This is a genomic window from Streptomyces sp. NPDC002790, assembly GCF_040295505.1.
Classification (GTDB): Bacteria; Actinomycetota; Actinomycetes; order Streptomycetales; family Streptomycetaceae; genus Streptomyces.
The window spans coordinates 1-21,234 of sequence record NZ_JBEOVM010000075.1 but is presented as its reverse complement, the minus strand read 5'-3'; the positions used below and the strand labels follow the sequence as shown (position 1 = coordinate 21,234).

At 71.8% G+C, this 21,234-nt stretch carries 15 protein-coding genes; 11 read left to right on the top strand and 4 right to left on the bottom strand.

The window, feature by feature from the left end; all coding sequences use genetic code 11:
* The first annotated feature begins 145 nt into the window (after positions 1 to 145).
* Positions 146 to 1,462, top strand: a complete 1,317-nt coding sequence (locus tag ABT004_RS26350; RefSeq protein WP_351341576.1) for a sensor histidine kinase — start codon at positions 146 to 148, stop codon at positions 1,460 to 1,462.
* Positions 1,463 to 1,838: 376 nt separating this feature from the next.
* Here the strand turns inward: ABT004_RS26350 and ABT004_RS26345 are convergent, their stop codons facing one another.
* Both ABT004_RS26345 and ABT004_RS26340 read right to left on the bottom strand, forming a co-directional pair.
* Positions 1,839 to 2,336 carry an SUKH-3 domain-containing protein gene (locus tag ABT004_RS26345; RefSeq protein ID WP_351341574.1) on the bottom strand — a complete coding sequence of 166 codons (498 nt, stop codon included), beginning with the start codon at positions 2,334 to 2,336 and terminating at the stop codon, positions 1,839 to 1,841.
* Positions 2,336 to 2,896, bottom strand: coding sequence for a YwqJ-related putative deaminase (locus ABT004_RS26340; protein WP_351341571.1), 561 nt, complete (start codon positions 2,894 to 2,896; stop codon positions 2,336 to 2,338). The genes ABT004_RS26345 and ABT004_RS26340 overlap by 1 nt, the downstream gene beginning before the upstream one ends.
* Positions 2,897 to 3,218: 322 nt before the next feature.
* Here ABT004_RS26340 and ABT004_RS26335 point away from each other — a divergent pair, with 322 nt between their 5' ends.
* The 5 genes from ABT004_RS26335 (at position 3,219) to def (ending at position 9,879) form a co-directional block, all read left to right on the top strand.
* Positions 3,219 to 4,211 carry an SMI1/KNR4 family protein gene (locus tag ABT004_RS26335; RefSeq protein WP_351341568.1) on the top strand — a complete coding sequence of 331 codons (993 nt, stop codon included), beginning with the start codon at positions 3,219 to 3,221 and terminating at the stop codon, positions 4,209 to 4,211.
* A 7-nt stretch (positions 4,212 to 4,218) separates the two neighbouring features.
* Positions 4,219 to 6,882 carry an SUKH-4 family immunity protein gene (locus tag ABT004_RS26330; protein WP_351341565.1) on the top strand — a complete coding sequence of 888 codons (2,664 nt, stop codon included), beginning with the start codon at positions 4,219 to 4,221 and terminating at the stop codon, positions 6,880 to 6,882.
* 69 nt (positions 6,883 to 6,951) lie between these two features.
* Positions 6,952 to 7,950: an LCP family protein gene (locus ABT004_RS26325; RefSeq protein WP_351341563.1), complete on the top strand. Its 999-nt coding sequence runs from the start codon at positions 6,952 to 6,954 to the stop codon at positions 7,948 to 7,950.
* Positions 7,951 to 8,102: 152 nt separating this feature from the next.
* A complete protein-coding gene (locus tag ABT004_RS26320; protein WP_351341561.1) occupies positions 8,103 to 9,005 on the top strand; it encodes a cellulose-binding protein in 903 nt (300 codons plus the stop codon).
* Positions 9,006 to 9,276: 271 nt separating this feature from the next.
* A complete protein-coding gene (gene def / locus ABT004_RS26315) occupies positions 9,277 to 9,879 on the top strand; it encodes a peptide deformylase (RefSeq protein WP_351341559.1) in 603 nt (200 codons plus the stop codon).
* A 15-nt stretch (positions 9,880 to 9,894) separates the two neighbouring features.
* On the opposite strand, the gene ABT004_RS26310 is transcribed toward def, so the two are convergent.
* Both ABT004_RS26310 and ABT004_RS26305 read right to left on the bottom strand, forming a co-directional pair.
* Positions 9,895 to 11,532: a sodium/solute symporter gene (locus ABT004_RS26310; protein WP_351341557.1), complete on the bottom strand. Its 1,638-nt coding sequence runs from the start codon at positions 11,530 to 11,532 to the stop codon at positions 9,895 to 9,897.
* Positions 11,529 to 11,936: a DUF485 domain-containing protein gene (locus tag ABT004_RS26305; protein ID WP_351341555.1), complete on the bottom strand. Its 408-nt coding sequence runs from the start codon at positions 11,934 to 11,936 to the stop codon at positions 11,529 to 11,531. The genes ABT004_RS26310 and ABT004_RS26305 overlap by 4 nt, the downstream gene beginning before the upstream one ends.
* Before the next feature lie 504 nt (positions 11,937 to 12,440).
* Between ABT004_RS26305 and ABT004_RS26300 the strand changes: the two genes are divergently transcribed.
* The 5 genes from ABT004_RS26300 to ABT004_RS26280 all read left to right on the top strand — a co-directional run.
* Positions 12,441 to 13,229 carry an ABC transporter ATP-binding protein gene (locus ABT004_RS26300; RefSeq protein ID WP_351341553.1) on the top strand — a complete coding sequence of 263 codons (789 nt, stop codon included), beginning with the start codon at positions 12,441 to 12,443 and terminating at the stop codon, positions 13,227 to 13,229.
* 151 nt (positions 13,230 to 13,380) lie between these two features.
* Positions 13,381 to 15,984, top strand: a complete 2,604-nt coding sequence (locus ABT004_RS26295; protein WP_351341550.1) for an ABC transporter permease — start codon at positions 13,381 to 13,383, stop codon at positions 15,982 to 15,984.
* 272 nt (positions 15,985 to 16,256) lie between these two features.
* Complete coding sequence (mfd, locus tag ABT004_RS26290) at positions 16,257 to 19,793, top strand: transcription-repair coupling factor (RefSeq protein WP_351341549.1); 3,537 nt, start codon at positions 16,257 to 16,259, stop codon at positions 19,791 to 19,793.
* A gap of 70 nt (positions 19,794 to 19,863) precedes the next feature.
* Positions 19,864 to 20,628, top strand: a complete 765-nt coding sequence (locus tag ABT004_RS26285; protein ID WP_351341546.1) for an N-acetyltransferase — start codon at positions 19,864 to 19,866, stop codon at positions 20,626 to 20,628.
* Positions 20,625 to 21,234, top strand: a 610-nt coding sequence (locus ABT004_RS26280) for a helix-turn-helix domain-containing protein (protein WP_351341543.1), incomplete at its 3' end; no start/stop codon positions are given. The genes ABT004_RS26285 and ABT004_RS26280, both read left to right, overlap by 4 nt.

Below are 21,234 nucleotides of genomic sequence, written 5' to 3'. Positions count from 1 at the left end.
CAGGTCGTTGGTCGGGCCCCCAACACTATGCCGTACCAAGAGCCTTCGATGCGACGGTACAGGTCGGCCCGTTGCGGGGTGTGGTGTAGGCCAGTACGCAAAACTCACCGGAAATCGGGCACCCGGCGCCCGTAGTCTGGAAGGCATGACCACAGCGGGGGAAGTTCACCGAGTCGCGGCCGGGGGGCCGTGGTGGTGGGCGCGGCGCAGGGCCGCCGTGCTGGATGTGGTGCTGGCGGTGGCGTCCGCGGGGGAGTGTGCCGTGGAGGGGGTGCCGTTCGCGCACAAGGCCGGGCTGCCGGTCTGGGTGGGGGTGCTCTTCGGGGTGCTCACCGGGTCGACGCTGGTGCTGCGGCGGCAGTGGCCGATCGCCGTCGTGCTGATTTCCGTGGCGGTGACGCCGGCGCAGATGGGTGTGGTGCTGACGGTCGTCGGGCTGTACTCGCTGGCGGCGTCGGAGGTGCCGCGGCGGCTGATCGGGGCGCTGGCGGGGATGTCGTTCCTGGGCACGCTGATCGTGTCGGTGGTGCGGGTGCAGCAGGATTCGGCGGCGCACGCGGACACGTTCCAGGTGGCCAATTGGGTCGTGCCGTTCCTTGCGATCACTACGGCGCTGGGGGTGACGGCTCCGCCGTTGCTGCTGGGTCTTTACGTGGGTGCGCGGCGCCGCCTGATGGAGTCGCTGACGGAGCGGAACGATTCGCTGGAGCGGGAGTTGGGGCTGCTCGCGGAGCGGGCCGAGGAGCGGGCGGAGTGGGCGCGGGGCGAGGAGCGGACCCGGATCGCGCGGGAGATGCACGACGTGGTGGCGCACCGGGTGTCGTTGATGGTGGTGCACGCGGCGGCGTTGCAGGCGGTCGCGCGCAAGGATCCGGAGAAGGCCGTGAAGAACGCGGCGCTGGTCGGCGACATGGGGCGGCAGGCGCTCACCGAGCTGCGGGAGATGTTGGGGGTGCTGCGGGCCGGGGAGCCGGTGCCGGAGCGGGTGGGGCGGATGCCGTTGGAGGCGGTCGGGGCGGCTGCCGCGGCGGCGGCCTCGCGGGCCGAGGCGGAGGTCGAGGCCGGGCCGTGGCTGGCCGAGCTGGAGGATCTGGTCGGGCAGTCGCGGGCGGCCGGGATGGTTGTGGAGGTGTCCGTGGAGGGGGAGTCGCGGGGGTACGCGGCGGCGGTGGAGCAGACGGCCTACCGGGTCGTCCAGGAGGCGTTGACGAACGTGCACAAGCACGCGGCGGGCGCGAAGACGTACGTCCGGCTCGCGCACCGGGGCGCCGAGGTGGCGATGCAGGTGGAGAACGAGCCGCCGCCGGTCCTCGCTGAGGCGTCTGCGGCGGGGCTGCCCTCCGGGGGGAACGGTCTGGTGGGCATGAAGGAACGTGTGGCCGGCCTCGGCGGCGTGTTCGTGTCGGGCCCGACGGACGCGGGCGGCTTCCGGGTCTCCGCGGTGCTGCCGGCGGCGGTGTAGGCGGGGCCCTTCGGGGGTGCGGGTGGCGTGGTGGTTCTGAGGGGGGCCGGGGCGGCGCCTGTCTTCATCGCTGCGCGGCTCGGGGTTGTGGGCGGTGCGGGAGCCGGTACTTGGCGTGATGGGTGCGCGGCGCCGGTCCGGTCTGGCGGTGCCGGGGCAGGTGCTTGGCGTGATGGGTGCGCGGCGCCGGTCCGGTCTGGCGGTGCGGGAGTCGGTGCTTGGCGTGATGGGTGCGCGGCGCCGGTCCGGTCTGGCGGTGCGGGAGTCGGTGCCTGGCGTGATGGGTGCGCGGCACCTGGCCCTGTCCGGGCCTGTTCGGCTGTGCCGGGGTCCGGTCGTCTCCCACCGCCCGCCCCCTCCGGGGGCTACGCCAGGGTCATCCCGGAGGGGACAGGCGGGGGGGTTGGAGGCCCGTGATCAGGGTGGAGAGGGCGGCGTCTATGTCGGGGCCCAGGTACCAGTCGCCGCTGTGGTCGAGGGCGTAGACGCGGCCCTCCGTGTCGATGGCGAGGAGGGCCTCCGTGCCGGACTCGGCGCCGAGTGGGGCGAGTTCCGTGTCGAGGGCGCGGCCCAGGTCGCCGAGGGTGCGGGCCGCGTGGAGGCCGTGCAGCGGGTCCAGGTGCGGCTGGGCGGGAGCGATGTTCCGGCCGGGCCCGGTGGGCGTCAGGTGGAGGCCGCCGAACTCCGCCCAGGCCTCGACCGCCGCCGGGAAGACGGAGTGGCGGTGGCCGGCGGGGGAGACGTGGGTGCGCAGCGCGTCCGCCCAGAACTCCGCCTGCTTGATGTCCCAGCGCCCCGGCTGCCACCCGGCGACGCGCAACGTGGCGTCGACCAGGTCGGAGAAGCGGGCGTCCTGGGAGGTGGGGTGGGGCATCAGTGCGCGGCCTCGTTGTCGTCGTGCGGGGTGTCGGCGTCGGGGGCCACCACGTGGACGCCGAAATGGGCCGTCAGCGCGGTACAGGCGCGGCAGGGGCGGGCGAATCCGCCGTGCAGCGGGTCCCCGTCCTCGCGGATGCGCCGGGTGGTGAGCTTGGACTGCTTGAGCGCCTTGCGGGCCTCGCCGATGGTCATGGGTCTGCGGCGGGCCCGCTTCGACTTCTCCGCGCGCTCGGTGTCGCTCGCCGCGAGATGCCGGGAGACGAGGATGGCCTCGGCACAGCGCCCGGTGAAACGGTCGCGCTGCGCGCTGGTCAACGTATCCAGGAAGTCCTGGACCAACGGGTGCAGGGCCGGGGCCCGTTCGCCGCGGGCCGCGGTCGCGGTGAGGGTGGTGCCGCGGACGGACAGGGCGGCGGCGACGGTGGGGAGTATGCCGTCCCGGCGCACGCTGAGCGTGGGCACGGCGCCGTCGTCGGTGGCGCTCCAGCCGACGCGCGGGTCGTCGCCGGGCTGCTCGTCCGCGGGTGCAGTTTCCTCTGCGGTACCGCTGCGCATCTGTTGTTTCCCCTCCTGCAGTTCCCCACTGCAATCCCCCTGGTTGCCTGCACAGACTGCCAAACGGGCCTGCGGGTGGGGAAGCCGGACCCCGATGTCGGCCCTGTCACGCCCGATCGTCACGTGGTGGTGATGGTCGGGTGACTGCTGGTCATGGAACCGGAGGCCCGGTGACCGGTGTCGCACAACCGCATAGGCTGTCGTTTGATTCGTACGGATCAGGAGCAGGTCCGGAACAGAGCCGGGACAGCCCCGGGACACAGCCGGGACAGCCTTGCGACAGATCCGCAAACCGTCACCAGCGCCGCAGGGGGCAACAGCCATGACGACAGGTCGGCTCGGGCAGCAGGCCGCGCCGCCGAACGCGGCTTATGCCGGGCAGGTCGTGCACTTCCCGGACCCGGTCCGCGCCGCCCGTCACCCGCGCGGGGTTCGTGTGGATGATGACGGTTTCCCGGATTTCGCCCCGTATGCCCGTGCCGTGGCGGAGATCGCGGAGCCCCCGCAGGGCTTCGGTGTCGATGAGTTGCGGCTGACGGACTACGTGTCGGCGAACGCGGCGCTCGCCGCGTCCGGGCACGAACTGTGGGACATGATCCCGCCGGTGGCGACGCCGCACGGCTGGACGTGGCACCACGCGCGCGGCTCGCGGCGCCTGGAGTTGATCCCGGTCGAGGTGAAGGCGCTCCTTCGGCACCACGGCGGTCTGGCGACGGCGGCGGTGGACCACCACAAGCGTGGCACGCGGCCGTTGCAGGACACGCGGCCCGTGCACTTCGGTCTCCCGAAGTCCGGGGTCGCGGTCACGGAGAGCCAAGTGCTCGCCGCGGAGGAGGACTTGGGGTGCAGGCTGCCGGGGGCGTACCGCTCGTTCCTGAAGGCCGGTGGCGGTTGTGCGCCCGTCGGGACGGGCCTGGACGCCGAGTTGGGCCTCCTGGTCGACCAGCCGTTCTTCACGGTGCGCGACGAGGCGGCCGTGAACGACCTCGTGTATGTCAACAAGTGTCTGCGCGATCACCTGACGAAGGACTATCTGGGTGTCGCGTTCGTGCAGGGCGGGCTGCTCGCCGTGAAGGTGCGGGGCGACGCGGCCGGTTCGGTGTGGTTCTGCGCGTACGACGACGCGCGGGACAGCGGCGAGACGGCGGAGCTGCCGGTTGCCGAGCGGGTGGAGCGGCTGCTGCTGCCCTGCGGCGCGGACTTCGACGGTTTCCTGTCCCGACTCGCGGGCAGTCCACCGGAGTTGGAGACGGTGGCGAATCTGATGGTGGACGGCGGCTTCGCGCATGCCGCTCCGGTCGCCGGTGGGGAGTGAGCTTGCGATGGTGACGTTCGCGCAGGCGCAGGAGCGCGCCGAGGAATGGATCAACGGGGACGTGCCCGTGGCCTCGCACCGTGAGGTGCGGGTGCGGGAGTTCGAGCTGGGCTTCGTCGTGTGGGCGGAGGACCGGGAGTCCGGTCCGGTGTCCGACGGCGGGCGGCAGCGTCTCGTGATCGCGCGGGACAGTGGGGACGCCTCGCTGTGGCCCTCGCTGCCGGTGGGCGAGGTGATCCGGCGGTACGAGGAGGAGTACGGGCTGCCGGACGCGCCTGCCGAGCCGGCCGCTCCGCGGGCGCCGGAGCGGGTGGACCTGAACCAGACGTCGTTCCTGCTGACTCCTCCGGAGTGGTTGCAGGAGGCGGCGGACAGCCGGGCGGCCACGCCCACGCCCGCGGACGCGGTCCCGGTGTCGGCGCAGGCCGAGCCGCGGGACGCCGTGCCACCGGTTCCGGTTCCGGTTCCGGCGGATGCGACGCCGTGGGCCGGTACGGACACGAACGGGGTGGGGGACGAGGAGGACCGTTCGGTTCCGCTGCCCGACACGGTGTTCGCGCCGCCGCTCGCCGAGGACGCGCCGCCGCCCGGTGTCTCGCCGGAGGCGCAGACGGCCCGCATCGTGGCCGACAGCCAGTTGTCCCCGACGGCTGAGCGGGAGCCCTCGTCATACGGCTACCCGCAGGGCCCTCCGGCCCCGGCCCCGGCCGCGGCTCAGCCACCGGCGGCCCCGCCCTCGTACGGCTACCCGCAGGGCGCGATCCCGCCGCCCCCGCCGCCGCCTCCGTCGGACACCCCTGTCTCGTACGCCCAGGCCGCGCCGGATACGGCCGCTCAGCCGCCGTCGGCGCCGCCCGCGCCGTCGTACGGCTTCCCGCAGGGTGCGCCCGATGCGGGGTCTCAGCCGCCGTCGATGCCGCCCGCGCCGTCGTCCTCGTACGGCTACCCGCAGGGGGCGTCCGACGAAGGCGACCAGCCCCCGTCGGCCGCGCCCTCCTACGGCTTCCCGCAGGGTGCGCCGGATGCGGGGTCCCAGCCGTCTGCTCCGCCTGCCCCGCCTGGTGCGGTCGGGGGATCGTTCCCGCCGCCCGTGCCGGGGACCGCGGTTCCCGGGCCGCCGCCTCCGGGCGCTTCGTACGGTTACCCGCAGGACGGTCCCGGCGCCGGTGACATCGCCAACGCCGCGACCAGCAAGGCGGAGCCCCCGCGGGGTGGCGGCGCCCAGACTCCGCCGCCGCCGGGTCCGCCCGGCACCCCGGCGGGCGGCCACGTGCCTCCGCAGACGCCCGGCCCGCCCCCGCCTCCCGGTGCTCCCGGTGCTCCCGGCGAGGGTGTGCACCACGCTGCGACGATGCTCTCGGGCCCCGGCGCGACGCCTCCCGGTCCGCCTCCGCCCCCCGGCGCTCCCGGTGGGGGCGTGCACCACGCGGCGACCGTGCTCTCGGGCCCCGGCCCGCAGGGCCCCGACCCGTCGACACCGCCTCCGCCGCCTGGCGCTCCCGGTGCTCCCGGCGAGGGCATGCACCACGCCGCGACGATGCTCTCGGGCCCCGGCGCCACGCCTCCCGGCCCGCCCCCGCCCCCCGGCGCCCCCGGTGGCCATCAGCCCCCGCCGACCCCGCCGCCCCCGGCGGCGTACGGGTATCCGCAGCCGCAGCAACCTCAGCAGCCCGCCCAGCCGGTGGGGCAGCCGACCGTGGGGCCCGGGTATCAGGCCGTGTTGCGGTACCGCGCGCCCGACGGGTCCGAGCAGCAGCTCATCCGGCGGTCCGCGCCGGGGACGCCGCACCCGGAGTGGCAGATCTTCCACGAGCTGCGCGGCATGAACGTGCCGCCGGACCAGGTCCTCGAACTCCACACGGAGCTGGAGTCCTGCTCGCTGCCCGGCGCGTACTGCTCGCGCATGATCAAGGAGCAGTGGCCGCAGGCACGGATCACGTCGATCGCGCCGTACGGCACCGATCACGCGAGCCGCCAGCAGGGCATGCAGCAGCTCCTCGCGCACCAGGGCGAGCTGCACCAGGTCGCCGACGGCCCGGCGCGCCCGGCCCCGGTGCGCGCCCCGCTGCACCCCGCGCAACCCACGCCCCCGGCCCCGCCGGAGGCGATCGCGCAGGAGCTGGCCGCGGCGTTCGGCCCCGGTGTGTTCCGGTTCGACCAGCGGGCCGTGTCGCGGCAGGGCGTGCCGGACACCGTGGCGCACACGCTCGTCGTCGCGGGGCTGCCGTCCGACTTCGGGCCGTTCTTCTGGGCGCAGGCCCAGCCGGGCCGACCCGTGCCGACGCTCGCCGAGCTGGCGCAGGAGCGTGGCGTGCAGGCGGCGTCGGACGCGGGCTCGTACCTCGTGATGGGCAGCGACTTCGGCAAGGCGCTGTGCGTGCAGTACGGGACGGCGAACATCGTGGCCGTTCCGGTGGAGGCGGGTGACGAGAACACTGTCGGAGCTCCGGCCCCGCCGCAGTTCGTGAACAGCGGGCTGCCGGAGTTCGCCCGCTCCATCGCCCTGCTCGGCCGGATGTGGCGGCTGCGCTTCGGGCTCAACCAGGAGCAGGCGGGCCGCTGGACCGTCGACTTCCAGGCGGAGCTCAGCGCGATCGACTCCGCGGCGCTCGGCTCGCCCGAGACCTGGTGGTCGGTACTGCTCGAGCAGATGTGGGACGGCCTGCTGTAAGCACGTGCGTACGGCGATGACCGGGGCGCTCGACCTGCGCGACGGGTCGGGCGCCCCGATCATGCGCACATGGCAGGTGAGTGGAGTGAGCCGACGACGGTGCGGGCGACGCGGCCGCGGCGGCGCTGGCCCAAGCGGCTCGCGCTGACCCTGCTGGTCGTCCTGGTGGTGCTCGTCGCGTACGTCGTGGGCCTGTATTTCTGGGCGGGTGCGCGGTTGCAGACCACGGACGCGTTCGGCGAATACGACGGCCGCCCGGCGGCGGGCGCGGGCACGAACTGGCTGCTCGTCGGTTCGGACTCGCGGGAGAACCTGACGCCCGAACAGCGCAAGGAGCTGCACGTCGGCAACGACGAGGGCGATCGCACCGACACGATCATGGTGCTGCACTACGGGGACAACGGCCCGTATCTCGTCTCGATCCCGCGCGACTCGTACGTCTCGATCCCGGGGCACGGCAAGAACAAGATCAACTACGCGTACTCGGTGGGCGGCGCGAAGTTGCTCACGCGCACCGTGGAGCAGTCGACGGGGCTGCGCATGGACCACTACGCGGAGGTCAACTTCCTGGGCCTCGTCGATGTCGTCGACTCGCTCGGCGGGGTCGAGCTCTGTGTGGCCGACGGCGGCCTCCACGACGAGAAGTCGGGCGCCGACTTCGACGCGGGCTGCCAGACGATGAACGGCACGCAGGCCCTCCAGTTCGCGCGGGCCCGCTACTCCGATCCGACCGGCGACCTGGGCCGGGTCAAGCGGCAGCGGCAGCTGGTGGACGCGATCGCGGGCAAGGCGCTCGGTCCGGGGGTGCTGGTGCCGCCGTGGAACCTGATCCCGTTCGTCAGCGCCTCGCTCGACGCGCTGACCGTCGACGAGGACACCGGGGTCGCCGCGCTGGCCAACATGGGTGTGAAGATGTCCGACCCGGTCTCGACGACGACCGTTCCTGTGGGCAGTGAGTCCAGTGTTTCCGGGGTCGGGGACGTGGTGATGTGGAACGAGAGCGAGGCCGATCAGCTCTTCACCGCACTGCGCGAGGACAAGGCGATTCCGACTTTCGACGGCAATTGACGCATCCTGGACCCAGTGGGTCGATCTGAGTGCCACGTGTGTCGGAATGTGGCCCCCTCGGGTTGTTCCATCAAGATGTGCGCCAATCGCGCAAAATGTCGTAGATCGGGCTTGCCGGTGCCGGTCGGCGCCTTGCCGGAGAGGGGATCCAGATGAGCGGTGCGGGTGGAGCGGAGTCGTCGCAGTACGGCTTCGTCGGCGTACGGGGTCGGGGGTATCGGCCCGAGCAGGTGGAGGCCGCCGCCGCCACGCTCTCCGGGGAACGGGACGAGGCCTGGGAGCGGGCCGCGCACCTGACCGTCCTCGTCAAGGAGATGGAGGAGGAGGCCGAGCGGCTGCGCGAGGCCGTCGCGAACCTCGCTCCGCAGACGTACGAGTCGCTCGGCAAGCGGGCCCAGTACCTCCTCGAGCTGGCCGAGGAGGAGGACACCGCCGTGCGCGGCGCCGCGCTGGCCGACGCGCAGGCCGAGGCCGACGCCGCGCGGGCGGCGGCGGACGAGGCGCGTGACGACGCGCAGGCGCACTCCGACGAGGTGCGCGGCAAGGCGGACGAGTACGCGCAGCGGCGGCTCGCGGCCGGGCAGGCCGAGTCCGACGACATCCGGGTGGCCGCCCGGCGTGACGTGAAGGAGACGCGGGGCGAGGCCCTCGCGGTGCTGCGCGAGATGCGTGAGCGCACGGACGCGGACCTCGCCGCCCAGGCCAAGGAGCACGCCGAGCGTACGGAGGGGGCGGACCGGGAGGCGGCCGAGCAGGTGGCCGCGTCCGAGGCGTGGGAGGCGGGCGCCGTCGCCGAGGCCGAGGAACGCCTGTCGGAGGCGAAGCGGATGCTCGGTGAGACGGAGGAGGAGGCGCGGCACAGTCAGGAGGACGCGGAGGCCGCGGCGGCGGAGCTGCTCGCGCGGGCACGCGCGCGTGCGGAGCGGGTCGAGCGGGAGACGGAGTCGATCCTCGAGGGCCACGAGTCGGAGCGCGAGGAATTGCGCGCCCACATGGAACACGTCCGCGCCTCCCTCGCCACCCTCACGGGAAAGTCCCCGGCGGAGACGGAGTAACGCTCGACCATCCCCCGGCCACGGGGCTCCGCCCCGGACTCCGCGCCTCAAACGCCGGCGGGGCTGGGAAAACCGATCGCCGGGGCGGCCGGGAAAACCGATCGGCGGCGGGTTGGTGCTACCGATCCCCGGCGGGGCTTGGTCTATCAAGCCCCTGCGGCGATTGAGCAGCGGGGTCCGGGGCGGAGCCCCGTGGAGTGGGGGCGGACGAGTGCCCCGTTAAGGTTGGGCGGTCGTCAAGTGGTGGGCAGATGCGAGAGGTCGAGTCGACGTGGGTGAAGGCCAGTTGTCACCGGAGGTGGAGCGCGGTGCGGTCCGGCGCATCACCATCGTCGGCGAGGACATTCTGCGGCGCCGCTGCGCCCCGGTCACCGACACCCTCTTCGGCACACCGGAGCTCGACCACCTGATCGACGACATGTTCGCGACGAACCACGTGGCGCACGGCGCAGCCATCGCCGCCAACCAGATCGACGTCGACCTCCAGCTGTTCGTCTACGACATGGAGGACGACTGGGGCGTCCGGCACACCGGCCACATCTGCAACCCCGTGCTCGACGAGCAGCCGCCCGCGGAGCGCAGGCTCATCGACGGCATGGAGGGCTGCCTCTCCGTACCGGGCCCCTACAAGTCCGTGGCACGCGCCGACCACACCGTCGTACGCGGCCACGACAAGACCGGCAGCCCGATCACCGTAGAAGGACGCGGCTACTTCGCGCGCTGCCTCCAGCACGAGACGGACCACCTGTACGGCCGCCTCTACATCGACCGCCTCGCCAAGCGTGAACGCCGGGACGCGCTGCGGGAGATGGAGGAGCTGAAGGACGGCGTCCTCGCGCGCCGCTCCGAACTGGCGGAGCGGCTCGGCAAGTAGTGACCGGGGCCGTCGTCAGCGCCGCGTGCTCCCGCCCGGCGCCGTCGGCGAACCCGCCAGGATCCACGCCTCCACGGCCTCGTACTGCTGCCGCTGCGTGTCGGCCCTGCGCCGGTCCGTGAGGACCGTGCCGAGCCAGCCGAACAGGAAGCCGAGCGGGATGGACAGGACGCCCGTCGTCGTGAACGGGAACCAGTTGAAGTCCATGCCGGGGAACGCCGAGGTCGGCGAGCCCGACACCAGATTGGTCCCGGTCATCAGGACGATGCAGGCGGCCGTGCCGCCGAGCAGCGTCCACAGCAGCCCCGCGCGCGTGTAGCGGCGCCAGAAGAGGCTGTAGACGAGCGCCGGGGCGATGGCGGACGCGCCGACGCAGAGGGAGAGGGTGACCAGCGGCTGCAGGTTGCGGTGCTGGAACACGCAGGCCAGGGCGATCGCGAAGGCGCCGACCCCGAGGGCCGACATTCGGGCGATGGACAGTTCCTTACGGCCCGTCAAGTTCCTTTTCGAGTACGCGATCACGTCGTGCGCCAGTGAGTTCGCGCAGGCCAGGATCATGCCCGCGACCGACGCGAGGAGCGTCAGGAACAGCGCCGTGGTGACGGCGGTGAACATCAGGGACTCGCCGGTGCTCGTCGTCGCGCCGAAGACCGCCCGCGCCCCGAGCAGGTACGCCGTGTTGCCCTGCCGGTCCGCCTGGGCGATCGCCGGAGCGCCCAGCATCGCCGTGGCGCCGAACGCGACCACGGAGATGACCAGGACGAAGAGGCCGACCGCGGACACCGCCCAGGTCATCGAGCGGCGCACCTCGCGCGCGTGCCGGGCCGTGTACATGCGCATCGTGACGTGCGGCAGCGCGGCCCCGCCGACGACCACCGTCAGCTCTGTAGTGATCATGTCGAGGCGGGAGGCGGGGCTGTGCGCGAACTGGAGGCCCGAGGTCAGATACGCGTTGCCTGCGCCGCTGCCGCGCGCGGCGGCCGCGAGCAGGGTGCCGGGATCCCAGTCGAAGCGGCGCAGGACGAGCACGGCGATCACCGCGCCCGAGCCGAGCAGCATCACGATCTTGAAGATCTGGATGACGGCGGTGCCCTTCATGCCGCCGATCGCCGCGTAGCTGATCATGAGCGCGCCCAGTGCGATCACACAGGCCGTCTTGAAGCTCTCGCTGGTGAAGCCGAGCAGGAACGCCAACAGATCGCCCGCTCCCGCCAGTTGGACGAGCATCATCGGCATCAGGGCCGCGATCGTGGCCGCGCAGGCCGCCATCCGCACGGAACGGCCGGGCATCCGCCGCGCCAGCGTGTCGCCCATGGTGAACCGGCCCGCGTTGCGCAGCGGTTCGGCCAGCAGGAACATCAGCAGCATCAGGGAGAGCGCCGTGCTCAGGGCGAGCACCACGCCGTCGTAGCCGAGCAGCGCGATGACGCCGCCGGTGCCGAGGACGGTGGCCGCGGAGATGTAGTCGCCCGCGATGGCCAGGCCGTTGCGGATCGGGCCGAGACGGCCGAAGCCCGTGTAGAACTCCTCGAGGCCGTCGCGGTCGGGGCCCGTCATGACGCACAGCAGGAGCGTGATCGTCGCGACCGCCGTGAACGCGACGAGGGACATGGCGTCGGTGGACGCGGCGGCGAGGGCCGGGCCCGTGGTCATCGCGCGTAGCCCCCGTCCGTACGGCGCCGGCGGCGGATCCGGTGGACGAGCGGGTCCACGCGGCGCCGTGCCGAGTACTCGTACAGGAGCAACGCCAGGCAGGTGACCGGGAGTTGACACAGGCCGATGAGCAGCCCGGTGGAGAGGCCGCCGGTGGCGGAGCGGTTCATCAGGCCCGGCGCGAACGCGGAGAGCAGCAGGAACAGCGTGAAGTAGCCGAGGGCCGTGAGGGTGGCGACGCGGCGCTGCCAGCGGTAGGCGGTGCGCAGCAGGCGCAGTTCGCTGCTGGGGGCGTCGGGATGGCGGGGGAGGCGGTGCGAGCGGGGGTGTGCGTGGGGATGCGTGTGGGGGTGTGCGTACGGCTGGAACGGATAGGGCTGCGAAGGGTGCGGCTGGTACGACATCCCTGTTCTCCTTGCGTGGCTCGGGTCCGCCGGGGACTGGGCGGGCCGCAGGGAGTGCGCGGGGAGCCGGAACGTTACTCGTAGGTAGACGAGTTGGGGAGCGTTTGGCCGAACGATCAGCGCGGGCCGGACGACTTTTCTTGTACGTGAGGTGAGTGGTGCTGGTGGGGCACTTGTGCGGCGGATGACTTTTCCCGCCCGCTCGTCTCCGCTAGAGGGTCCGGCCTCAGTCATGGGGCGTGGTGGGTGGAGGCGTCCCTGAGTAGAGGTCCACCGAGGGGTGGACCTCCCCTAGGGGGACCTCCGTAGAAGGGGGCAGGGTCGGTTCGTCCCGTTGGAGGACGAGCGGGCGCGGGGACCTTCGTAGCGTTCGGAGGGTGGGGTTTACCCCCGGAAAAGACGGGGCTTTTCCGCAACGCGCAGAGGTACCCCGCTCCACCAGACTTGGCCGCACAAGGCATCGATCCCACGCATCCGACGCGTGACCGAATTAGGAGACTTACCGTGACTACGGCTGCAACCATTCCCGGGCACAGGGACACTGGACAGCGTTCGGCCGTCGCCGCACGGGCGCGCCAGCTCGTGAAGGCGTACGGGACGGGGGAGACCCGGGTCGTCGCGCTCGATCACGTCGACGTGGACATCGCCCGCGGTCGATTCACCGCGATCATGGGGCCGTCCGGCTCCGGCAAGTCGACGCTGATGCACTGCCTGGCGGGCCTGGACACGGTCACGTCCGGACAGATCTTCCTCGACGAGACGGAGATCACCGGCCTCAAGGACAAGAAGCTCACCAAGCTGCGCCGGGACCGCATCGGCTTCATCTTCCAGGCGTTCAACCTGCTGCCGACGCTGAACGCGATCGAGAACATCACGCTCCCGATGGACATAGCGGGCCGCAAGCCGGACGCCGCGTGGCTCCGCCAGGTCGTCGAGACCGTGGGGCTCGCCGAGCGCCTGAAGCACCGGCCGACCGAGCTCTCCGGCGGACAGCAGCAACGAGTTGCCGTAGCACGGGCGTTGGCCTCCCGACCGTCGATCATCTTCGGTGACGAGCCGACCGGAAACCTCGACTCGCGCGCGGGCGCCGAGGTCCTCGGCTTCCTGCGCCGCTCCGTCGACGAGCTGGGGCAGACGATCGTGATGGTCACGCACGACCCGGTGGCCGCCTCGTACGCGGACCGCGTCCTGTACCTCGCGGACGGCCGCATCGTCGACGAGATGCACCGCCCGACCGCCGAGGCCGTCCTGGACCGCATGAAGGACTTCGACGCGCGCGGGAGGACGTCGTGACGCACATTCCAGCCTCGCCGGCGCTTGCGGCAATTCAAGCCCTGCCGGCGTTTGCGGCAATTCAAGCCCCGCCGGCGTTTGAGGCGCGGGGTCCGGGGCGGAGCCCCGCGGCCGCAACGACGGGCGACGATGCCCCCCAGGGACGGACGTCATGAGCGCCAACACTGTCATGAAGACCTCGCTGCGCAACTTCTTCGCGCACAAGGGCCGGATGGCCCTGTCGGCGGTCGCCGTGCTGCTCTCGGTCGCCTTCGTCACGGGGACCCTCGTGTTCACCGACACGATGGACAAGACCTTCGACAAGCTGTTCACGGCCACCTCGTCCGACGTCACCGTCAGCCCCAAGGACGCCGAGGTCGAGGGCAGCGACACCGGCCGGCCCGAGTCGCTGCCCGCGTCCGCGCTCGCCACCGTCCGCAAGGCCGACGGCGTCAAGTCGAGCGAAGGCGCGGTCAGTTCGGCGAACGTGACCGTGGTGGACGCCGACAACAAGAACATGGGATCCACCACCGGCGCCCCGACCCTGGCGGGCAACTGGACGCGCAACGACCTGCGTTCCATGGAGATCACCTCCGGACACAAGCCGCGCGGCCCCACCGAGGTCATGGTCGACGCCGACACGGCGGACAAGCACCACCTGAAGATGGGCGACGAACTGCGCACCATCGCCGCTACCGGCGCCTTCAAGGCGAAGATCGTCGGCATCGCCTCCTTCAGGGTGACCAACCCCGGCGCGGCCGTCGTCTGGTTCGACACCGCGACCGCACAGCGTCAACTCATCGGCAAGACGGGCCAGTTCACCCAGATCAACGTCGCCGCGGCCGACGGCGTCAGCGACGCGCAGCTCAAGAAGGACGTCGCCGCGGCCCTCGGCGCCGACGGCGCGTACAAGATCCAGACCCAGCAGGAGGCCGCGGACGCCAACGCCTCCGACGTCGGCTCCTTCATGGACGTCATCAAGTACGCCCTGCTCGGCTTCGCCGGCATCGCCTTCCTCGTCGGCATCTTCCTGATCATCAACACGTTCTCGATGCTGGTCGCCCAGCGCACTCGCGAGATCGGCCTGATGCGCGCCATCGGCTCCTCGCGCAAGCAGGTCAACCGGTCGGTGCTCGTCGAGGCGCTGCTGCTCGGCGTCGTCGGCTCGGTGCTCGGCGTCGGCGCGGGCGTGGGCCTGGCCGTCGGCCTCATGAAGCTCATGTCCGCCATGGGCATGGAGCTGTCCACCGGCGACCTCACCGTGAAGTGGACGACGCCGGCGATCGGCCTGCTGCTCGGCGTCGTCGTCACCGTCCTCGCCGCATACCTGCCCGCACGGCGGGCCGGCAAGGTCTCCCCGATGGCCGCCCTGCGCGACGCGGGCACCCCGGCCGACGTCAAGGCGGGCGTCGTACGCGGCATCATCGGCACGGTCCTCACGGCGGGCGGCGGCTACGCGCTCTACCTCGCCACGCAGGCCGACAAGGCCAGTGAGGGCTCGCTGTACCTGGGCGCCGGGATCGTCGCCTCGCTCATCGGGTTCGTCGTCATCGGCCCGCTGCTCGCCGGCATCGTGGTCCGCGTCATCAGCGCCGTGCTGCTGCGGATGTTCGGCTCGGTGGGCCGCATGGCCGAGCGCAACGCGCTGCGCAACCCGCGCCGCACCGGTGCCACCGGCGCGGCCCTGATGATCGGCCTCGCGCTCGTCGCCTGCCTCTCCGTCGTCGGCTCCTCGATGGTGGCCTCGGCCACCGACCAGCTCGACAAGTCGGTCGGCGCGGACTTCATCGTCGAACCGAGCAACGGCAGCATCACACCCCTGGCAGCCGCGGCCCTGAAGAAGGTCGAGCAGGGCGGGACCGTCTCCCACGTCACCGAGGTCAAATTCGTCAAGGCGACCCTGACCACCCCCTCCGGCGTGAAGAAGAAAGAGGAAATCTCCGCCGCGAGCCCGACCTACGCGCAGGACCTGCGGCGCGACATGACCGCTGGGCAGCTCTCGGCGGCGTACGGCAAGAACGCGATGTCGGTCGGCTCGGACTTCGCGAAGAGCCACCACATCAAGGTCGGCGACGCGATGACGGTCGCCTTCGACCACGGTCGGACCGCCAAGCTCAAGGTCGCGGCGATCACCTCCGACAAGGACGCCGTGTTCGACAAGGGCGCGATGTACACGAACGTGGCGACAGCGGCCCAGTACGTGCCCGCCGACCGGCTCCCGTTGAACGGGATGATGTTCGCCAAGGCCGCCGGCGACGACGACAGTGCCAAGGCCGCCGCCGCGTACAAGGCGCTGAAGAAGTCCGTCGCGTCCGACCCGACCGTCAAGGTCAAGGACCAGACCGACTACAAGCAGACCCTGAAGGACCAGATAGGCCAGCTCCTGAACATGATCTACGGGCTGCTCGCGCTCGCGATCATCGTCGCGGTGCTCGGCGTCGTGAACACGCTGGCCCTCTCGGTGGTCGAGCGGACCCGCGAGATCGGCCTGATGCGGGCCATCGGCCTCTCGCGCCGCCAGCTGCGCCGCATGATCCGCCTGGAGTCGGTGGTCATCGCCGTCTTCGGCGCGCTCCTCGGCCTCGGGCTCGGCATGGGCTGGGGCGCGACGGCCCAGAAGCTCCTGGCCCTGGAGGGTCTCGGCGTCCTGGAGATCCCCTGGCCGACGATCATCGCGGTCTTCATCGCCTCGGCCTTCGTGGGCCTCTTCGCAGCCCTCATCCCTGCCTTCCGAGCAGGCCGCATGAACGTCCTGAACGCAATAGCCACGGAGTAGCGCACCCGCCGCAGGGGCTTGCTCTCAAGCCCCTGCGGCGGAAATCAAGCCCCTGCGGTGGGCCTATCAAGCCCCTGCGCCGGGTGGGCTTATAAAGCCCCTGCGGCGATTGAGCAGCGGGGTCCGGGGCAGCGCCCCGCGACCGCACCCCCGGGTGACCGCAACAGATCAAACGGGTGAGCCCCCGGAGGAAGACGTACGCTGGAAACCCCCGGCCCGTACCACGTGTCGGGCCCTTCGCGTTGCCCACTCACCCCGGACGGATCTTCTCCATGAGCCTGCACGGACTGCTCGACGCCGTCATCAAGGACGCGTCCCTCGTTGAAGCGGTGAAGGCCGCCGGGGACGGCAACCGGATGCACGTCGACCTGGTGGGCCCACCCGCGTCCCGCCCCTTCGCGATCGCCGCGCTCGCCCGCGAGGCGAAGCGCCCCGTCCTGGCGGTCACCGCCACCGGTCGCGAGGCCGAGGACCTGGCTGCCTCGCTGCGCTCGCTGCTGCCGGAGAGCGGCGTCGTCGAGTACCCGTCGTGGGAGACGCTGCCGCACGAGCGGCTCAGCCCGAGGTCGGACACCGTCGGCCGGCGCCTCGCCATCCTGCGCCGCCTCGCGCACCCCCGCTCCGACGACCCGGAGACCGGCCCGGTCTCCGTCGTGGTCGCGCCCATCCGCTCCGTGCTTCAGCCGCAGGTCAAGGGCCTCGGTGACTTGGAGCCCGTGGCCCTGCGCACCGGGCAGAGCGCCGACCTGGAGGAGACCGTCCAGGCGCTGGCCGCGGCGGCGTACGCCCGGGTCGAGCTCGTCGAGAAGCGCGGCGAGTTCGCCGTGCGCGGCGGCATCCTCGACGTGTTCCCGCCGACCGAGGAGCACCCGCTGCGCGTCGAGTTCTGGGGCGACGACATCGAGGAGATCCGGTACTTCAAGGTCGCCGACCAGCGCTCGCTGGAAATCGCCGAGCACGGACTGTGGGCCCCGCCCTGCCGCGAGCTGCTGCTGACGGCCGATGTCCGCGCCCGCGCCGCCGACCTCGCCGAACAACACCCCGAGCTGGGCGAACTGCTCGGCAAGATCGCCGAGGGGATCGCCGTCGAGGGCATGGAGTCCCTCGCCCCCGTCCTCGTCGACGAGATGGAGCTGCTGCTCGACGTGCTGCCGGCCGGCTCGATGACCATGGTCTGCGACCCCGAGCGGGTGCGGACCCGCGCCGCCGACCTGGTGGCGACGTCGCAGGAGTTCCTCCAGGCGTCGTGGGCGGCCTCGGCCACCGGCGGCAAGGCCCCCATCGACGTCGGCGCCGCGTCCCTGTGGGCCATCGCGGACGTCCGGGACCGGGCGCGCGAGCTCGGGATGATGTGGTGGTCGGTGTCCCCGTTCGCGGCGGACGCGGAGGGCGACCTCGAAGCGGACACCCTCAAGCTCGGCATGCACGCCCCGGAGACGTACCGCGGCGACACCGCCCGCGCGCTCGCCGACACCAAGGGCTGGCTCGCCGACGGCTGGCGCGCGGTCTACGTCACGGAGGGCCACGGCCCCGCGACCCGCACCGTCGAGGTGCTCGGCGGCGAGGGCATCGCGGCCCGCCTGGAGAAGGACCTCGGCGAACTCGCGCCGTCCGTCGTCCAGGTGTCCTGCGGCAGCCTCGAATTCGGTTTCGTGGACCCGGTCCTGAAGCTCGCCGTCCTCACCGAGACCGACCTCACCGGGCAGCGGGCCGCCGGTAAGGAAGGCGCCCGGATGCCCGCGCGGCGCCGCAAGACCATCGACCCGCTCACCCTCGAATCCGGCGACTACATCGTGCACGAGCAGCACGGCGTGGGCCGCTACATCGAGATGGTGCAGCGCACCGTGCAGGGCGCGACCCGCGAGTACCTCGTCGTCGAGTACGCGCCCGCCAAGCGCGGCCAGCCCGGCGACCGCCTCTACATCCCGACCGACCAGCTGGAGCAGATCACCAAGTACGTCGGCGGCGAGTCCCCGACGCTGCACCGGCTCGGCGGCGCCGACTGGACGAAGACGAAGGCGAAGGCCAAGAAGGCCGTCAAGGAGATCGCGGCCGACCTGATCAAGCTGTACAGCGCGCGCATGGCGGCGCCCGGCCACGCCTTCGGTTCGGACACGCCCTGGCAGCGCGAGCTGGAGGACGCGTTCCCGTACGTGGAGACGCCCGACCAGCTGACCACGATCGCCGAGGTCAAGGAGGACATGGAGAAGACGGTCCCGATGGACCGCCTGATCTGCGGCGACGTCGGCTACGGCAAGACGGAGATCGCCGTGCGCGCCGCCTTCAAGGCGGTCCAGGACGGCAAGCAGGTCGCGGTCCTCGTCCCCACGACGCTCCTCGTGCAGCAGCACTTCGGCACGTTCAGCGAGCGGTACGGGCAGTTCCCCGTCAGCGTCAAGGCGCTCAGCCGCTTCCAGACGGAGACCGAGTCGAAGGCGACGCTCGAAGGCCTGCGGGACGGCGCCGTCGACATCGTCATCGGCACGCACCGCCTGTTCTCCTCCGAGACCAAGTTCAAGGACCTGGGCCTGGTCATCGTCGACGAGGAGCAGCGCTTCGGCGTCGAGCACAAGGAGCAGCTGAAGAAGCTGCGGGCCAACGTCGACGTCCTGACGATGTCGGCGACGCCCATCCCTCGTACGCTCGAAATGGCGGTCACCGGCATCCGCGAGATGTCGACGATCACGACGCCGCCGGAGGAGCGCCACCCGGTCCTGACCTTCGTCGGCCCGTACGAGGAGAAGCAGATCGGCGCCGCGATCCGCCGCGAACTGCTCCGTGAGGGCCAGGTCTTCTACATCCACAACCGGGTCGAGTCCATCGACCGGGCGGCGGCCAGGCTGCGCGCGATCGTGCCGGAGGCGCGGATCGCGACGGCGCACGGCCAGATGTCCGAACAGGCCCTGGAACAGGTCGTCGTGGACTTCTGGGAGAAGAAGTTCGACGTGCTCGTCTCCACGACGATCGTCGAGTCCGGCATCGACATCTCCAACGCCAACACCCTGATCGTCGAGCGCGGCGACAACTTCGGCCTCTCCCAGCTGCACCAGCTGCGTGGCCGCGTCGGCCGTGGCCGCGAGCGCGGCTACGCCTACTTCCTCTACCCGCCCGAGAAGCCCCTGACGGAGACCGCGCACGAGCGCCTCGCGACGATTGCCCAGCACACGGAGATGGGCGCGGGCATGTACGTCGCGATGAAGGACCTGGAGATCCGCGGAGCCGGCAACCTCCTCGGCGGCGAACAGTCGGGGCACATCGCGGGCGTCGGCTTCGACCTGTACGTACGCATGGTGGGCGAGGCGGTCGCGGACTACCGGGCGCAGATGGAGGGCGGCGTGGAGGAGGAGCCGCCGCTGGAGGTCAAGATCGAGCTCCCGGTCGACGCGCACGTCCCGCACGACTACGCGCCGGGGGAGCGGCTGCGCCTGCAGGCCTACCGCGCCATCGCCTCCGCGAACACCGAGGAGGACGTCAAGCACGTCCGCGAGGAACTCGTCGACCGCTACGGCAAGCTGCCGGAGCCAGTGGAGAACCTGCTGCTCGTGGCCGGTCTGCGGATGCTGGCGCGGGCCTGCGGGGTCGGCGAGATCGTCCTCCAGGGCAACAACGTCCGCTTCGCGTCGGTGGAGTTGCGGGAGTCCCAGGAGCTCCGCCTCAAGCGCCTCTACCCCGGCACGATCATCAAGTCGGCCACCGGACAGCTCCTCGTCCCGCGCCCGAAGCCGAAGAAGATGGGCGGCAAGCCGGTCGTCGGCCGGGAACTGCTGGCATGGGTCGGGGAGTTCCTGACGTCGATCCTGGGGGCGTAGGCCACGACCGTCCGGCGGGTGGCGCGGAAAACCGGCTGCGGTGCCGTCCCGTCCGCTGCACGATGTGCGCATGCATCCCGAACCGGGTACCGATCTGACGATCACCACCCTCGCGGAGCGTCCCGAACTCGCGCTCCCCATGTGGACGATGGCGGACACCTGGCCCGCGTTCATCGGACACGACCTGTGCGCCGGGACCTTCCTGCGGCGCATCTGGCAGGAGCTGCCCGAGTACGCGTTCGTGGCGACGGACGCCGGCGGGGGTGTGGTCGCCAAGGCGTACAGCGTGCCGTTCGCGCTGCGCGCCGAGGGGCGCGGAGCGCTGCCGGACGGCGGCTGGGACCAGGTGTTGCAGTGGGCGTTCGCCGACCGGGCCGCCGGGGTCGCCCCCGACACCGTGAGCGCCATCGAGATCGCCATCACGCCGGGGCTCCAGGGGCGCGGCCTGTCGGGGCGGATGCTCGCGGCGATGCGGGAGAACGCGCGCGCCCGCGGGTTCGGCGAGGTCGTCGCGCCCGTGCGGCCGAGCGCCAAGCACCTCGAACCCGAGGCGCCCATTGGCGAGTACGCGTTCCGGGTACGGGAGTCGGACGGTCTGCCGCACGATCCGTGGCTGCGGGTGCACGTGCGGGCCGGCGGCGTCATCGAGAAGGTCGCCCCCGCCTCCATGGTCGTGGCCGGGTCGCTGGAGCAGTGGCGGGAGTGGACCGGGTTGCCCTTCGAGAAGGAGGGCCCGGTCGAGGTGCCCGCCGCGCTGGTGCCGGTGCGCTGCGAGCCCGAGCACGACTACGCCGTGTACGTCGAGCCGAATGTGTGGGTGCGGCACGGCTTGTGAACACGCGGACGCGGCACGCGCTGACGAGTACCGCGCCCTCCGGGGCGCACGCCGCGGACGGCGAGCCTGTGATCCTCGAAGTCGGGGACGTCGTCGTGCCGGTACTCGGCGGCGCCGCCGCCGTCCGCGTCGTCGACGAGGCGGACGCGGGCGCCGCGCTCGGCAGGGGCCTGGCCCTGCTGCGGCCCGAACCGACCGCGCTCGACCCGTGGTTCCTCGCCGGCTTCCTGCGCTCCACCGCCAACAACCGCCGGGCGTCCAGCTACGCCTCCACCGCCACCCGCCTTGTCGCTCCGGCGGAGCCGGACTGGGCTGTGGGAACGGTGAGGGTTCGTACGCACGTTCTCTCGTGGTGTGCGTGCGACGCGCATAGTGTGATCGTCATGCAGCTCCGGTACGCCTTCAGGCTGTACCCGGACACCGCCCAACGCATGGCATTGGCGAGGGCGTTCGGGTGCGCCAGCGTCGTGTTCAACGACGCCGTGCGCGCCCGCGAGGATGCCCGGAGGGCTGGGGCGCCGTTCCCGAAGGCCGCCGAGCTGTCGCAGAAACTGATCACCCAGGCCAAGCAGACCGCCGAGCGGTCCTGGCTGGGCGAGGTCTCCT

What these genes read in the sequence shown, in the direction of transcription:
- ABT004_RS26350 (WP_351341576.1), top strand. Translation starts at nt 146, where the DNA reads ATGACCACAGCGGGGGAAGTTCACCGAGTCGCGGCCGGGGGGCCGTGG.
- ABT004_RS26345 (WP_351341574.1), bottom strand. Translation starts at nt 2,336, where the DNA reads ATGCCCCACCCCACCTCCCAGGACGCCCGCTTCTCCGACCTGGTCGAC.
- ABT004_RS26340 (WP_351341571.1), bottom strand. Translation starts at nt 2,896, where the DNA reads ATGCGCAGCGGTACCGCAGAGGAAACTGCACCCGCGGACGAGCAGCCC.
- ABT004_RS26335 (WP_351341568.1), top strand. Translation starts at nt 3,219, where the DNA reads ATGACGACAGGTCGGCTCGGGCAGCAGGCCGCGCCGCCGAACGCGGCT.
- ABT004_RS26330 (WP_351341565.1), top strand. Translation starts at nt 4,219, where the DNA reads ATGGTGACGTTCGCGCAGGCGCAGGAGCGCGCCGAGGAATGGATCAAC.
- ABT004_RS26325 (WP_351341563.1), top strand. Translation starts at nt 6,952, where the DNA reads ATGGCAGGTGAGTGGAGTGAGCCGACGACGGTGCGGGCGACGCGGCCG.
- ABT004_RS26320 (WP_351341561.1), top strand. Translation starts at nt 8,103, where the DNA reads ATGAGCGGTGCGGGTGGAGCGGAGTCGTCGCAGTACGGCTTCGTCGGC.
- ABT004_RS26310 (WP_351341557.1), bottom strand. Translation starts at nt 11,532, where the DNA reads ATGACCACGGGCCCGGCCCTCGCCGCCGCGTCCACCGACGCCATGTCC.
- ABT004_RS26305 (WP_351341555.1), bottom strand. Translation starts at nt 11,936, where the DNA reads ATGTCGTACCAGCCGCACCCTTCGCAGCCCTATCCGTTCCAGCCGTAC.
- ABT004_RS26295 (WP_351341550.1), top strand. Translation starts at nt 13,381, where the DNA reads ATGAGCGCCAACACTGTCATGAAGACCTCGCTGCGCAACTTCTTCGCG.
- mfd (WP_351341549.1), top strand. Translation starts at nt 16,257, where the DNA reads ATGAGCCTGCACGGACTGCTCGACGCCGTCATCAAGGACGCGTCCCTC.
- ABT004_RS26285 (WP_351341546.1), top strand. Translation starts at nt 19,864, where the DNA reads ATGCATCCCGAACCGGGTACCGATCTGACGATCACCACCCTCGCGGAG.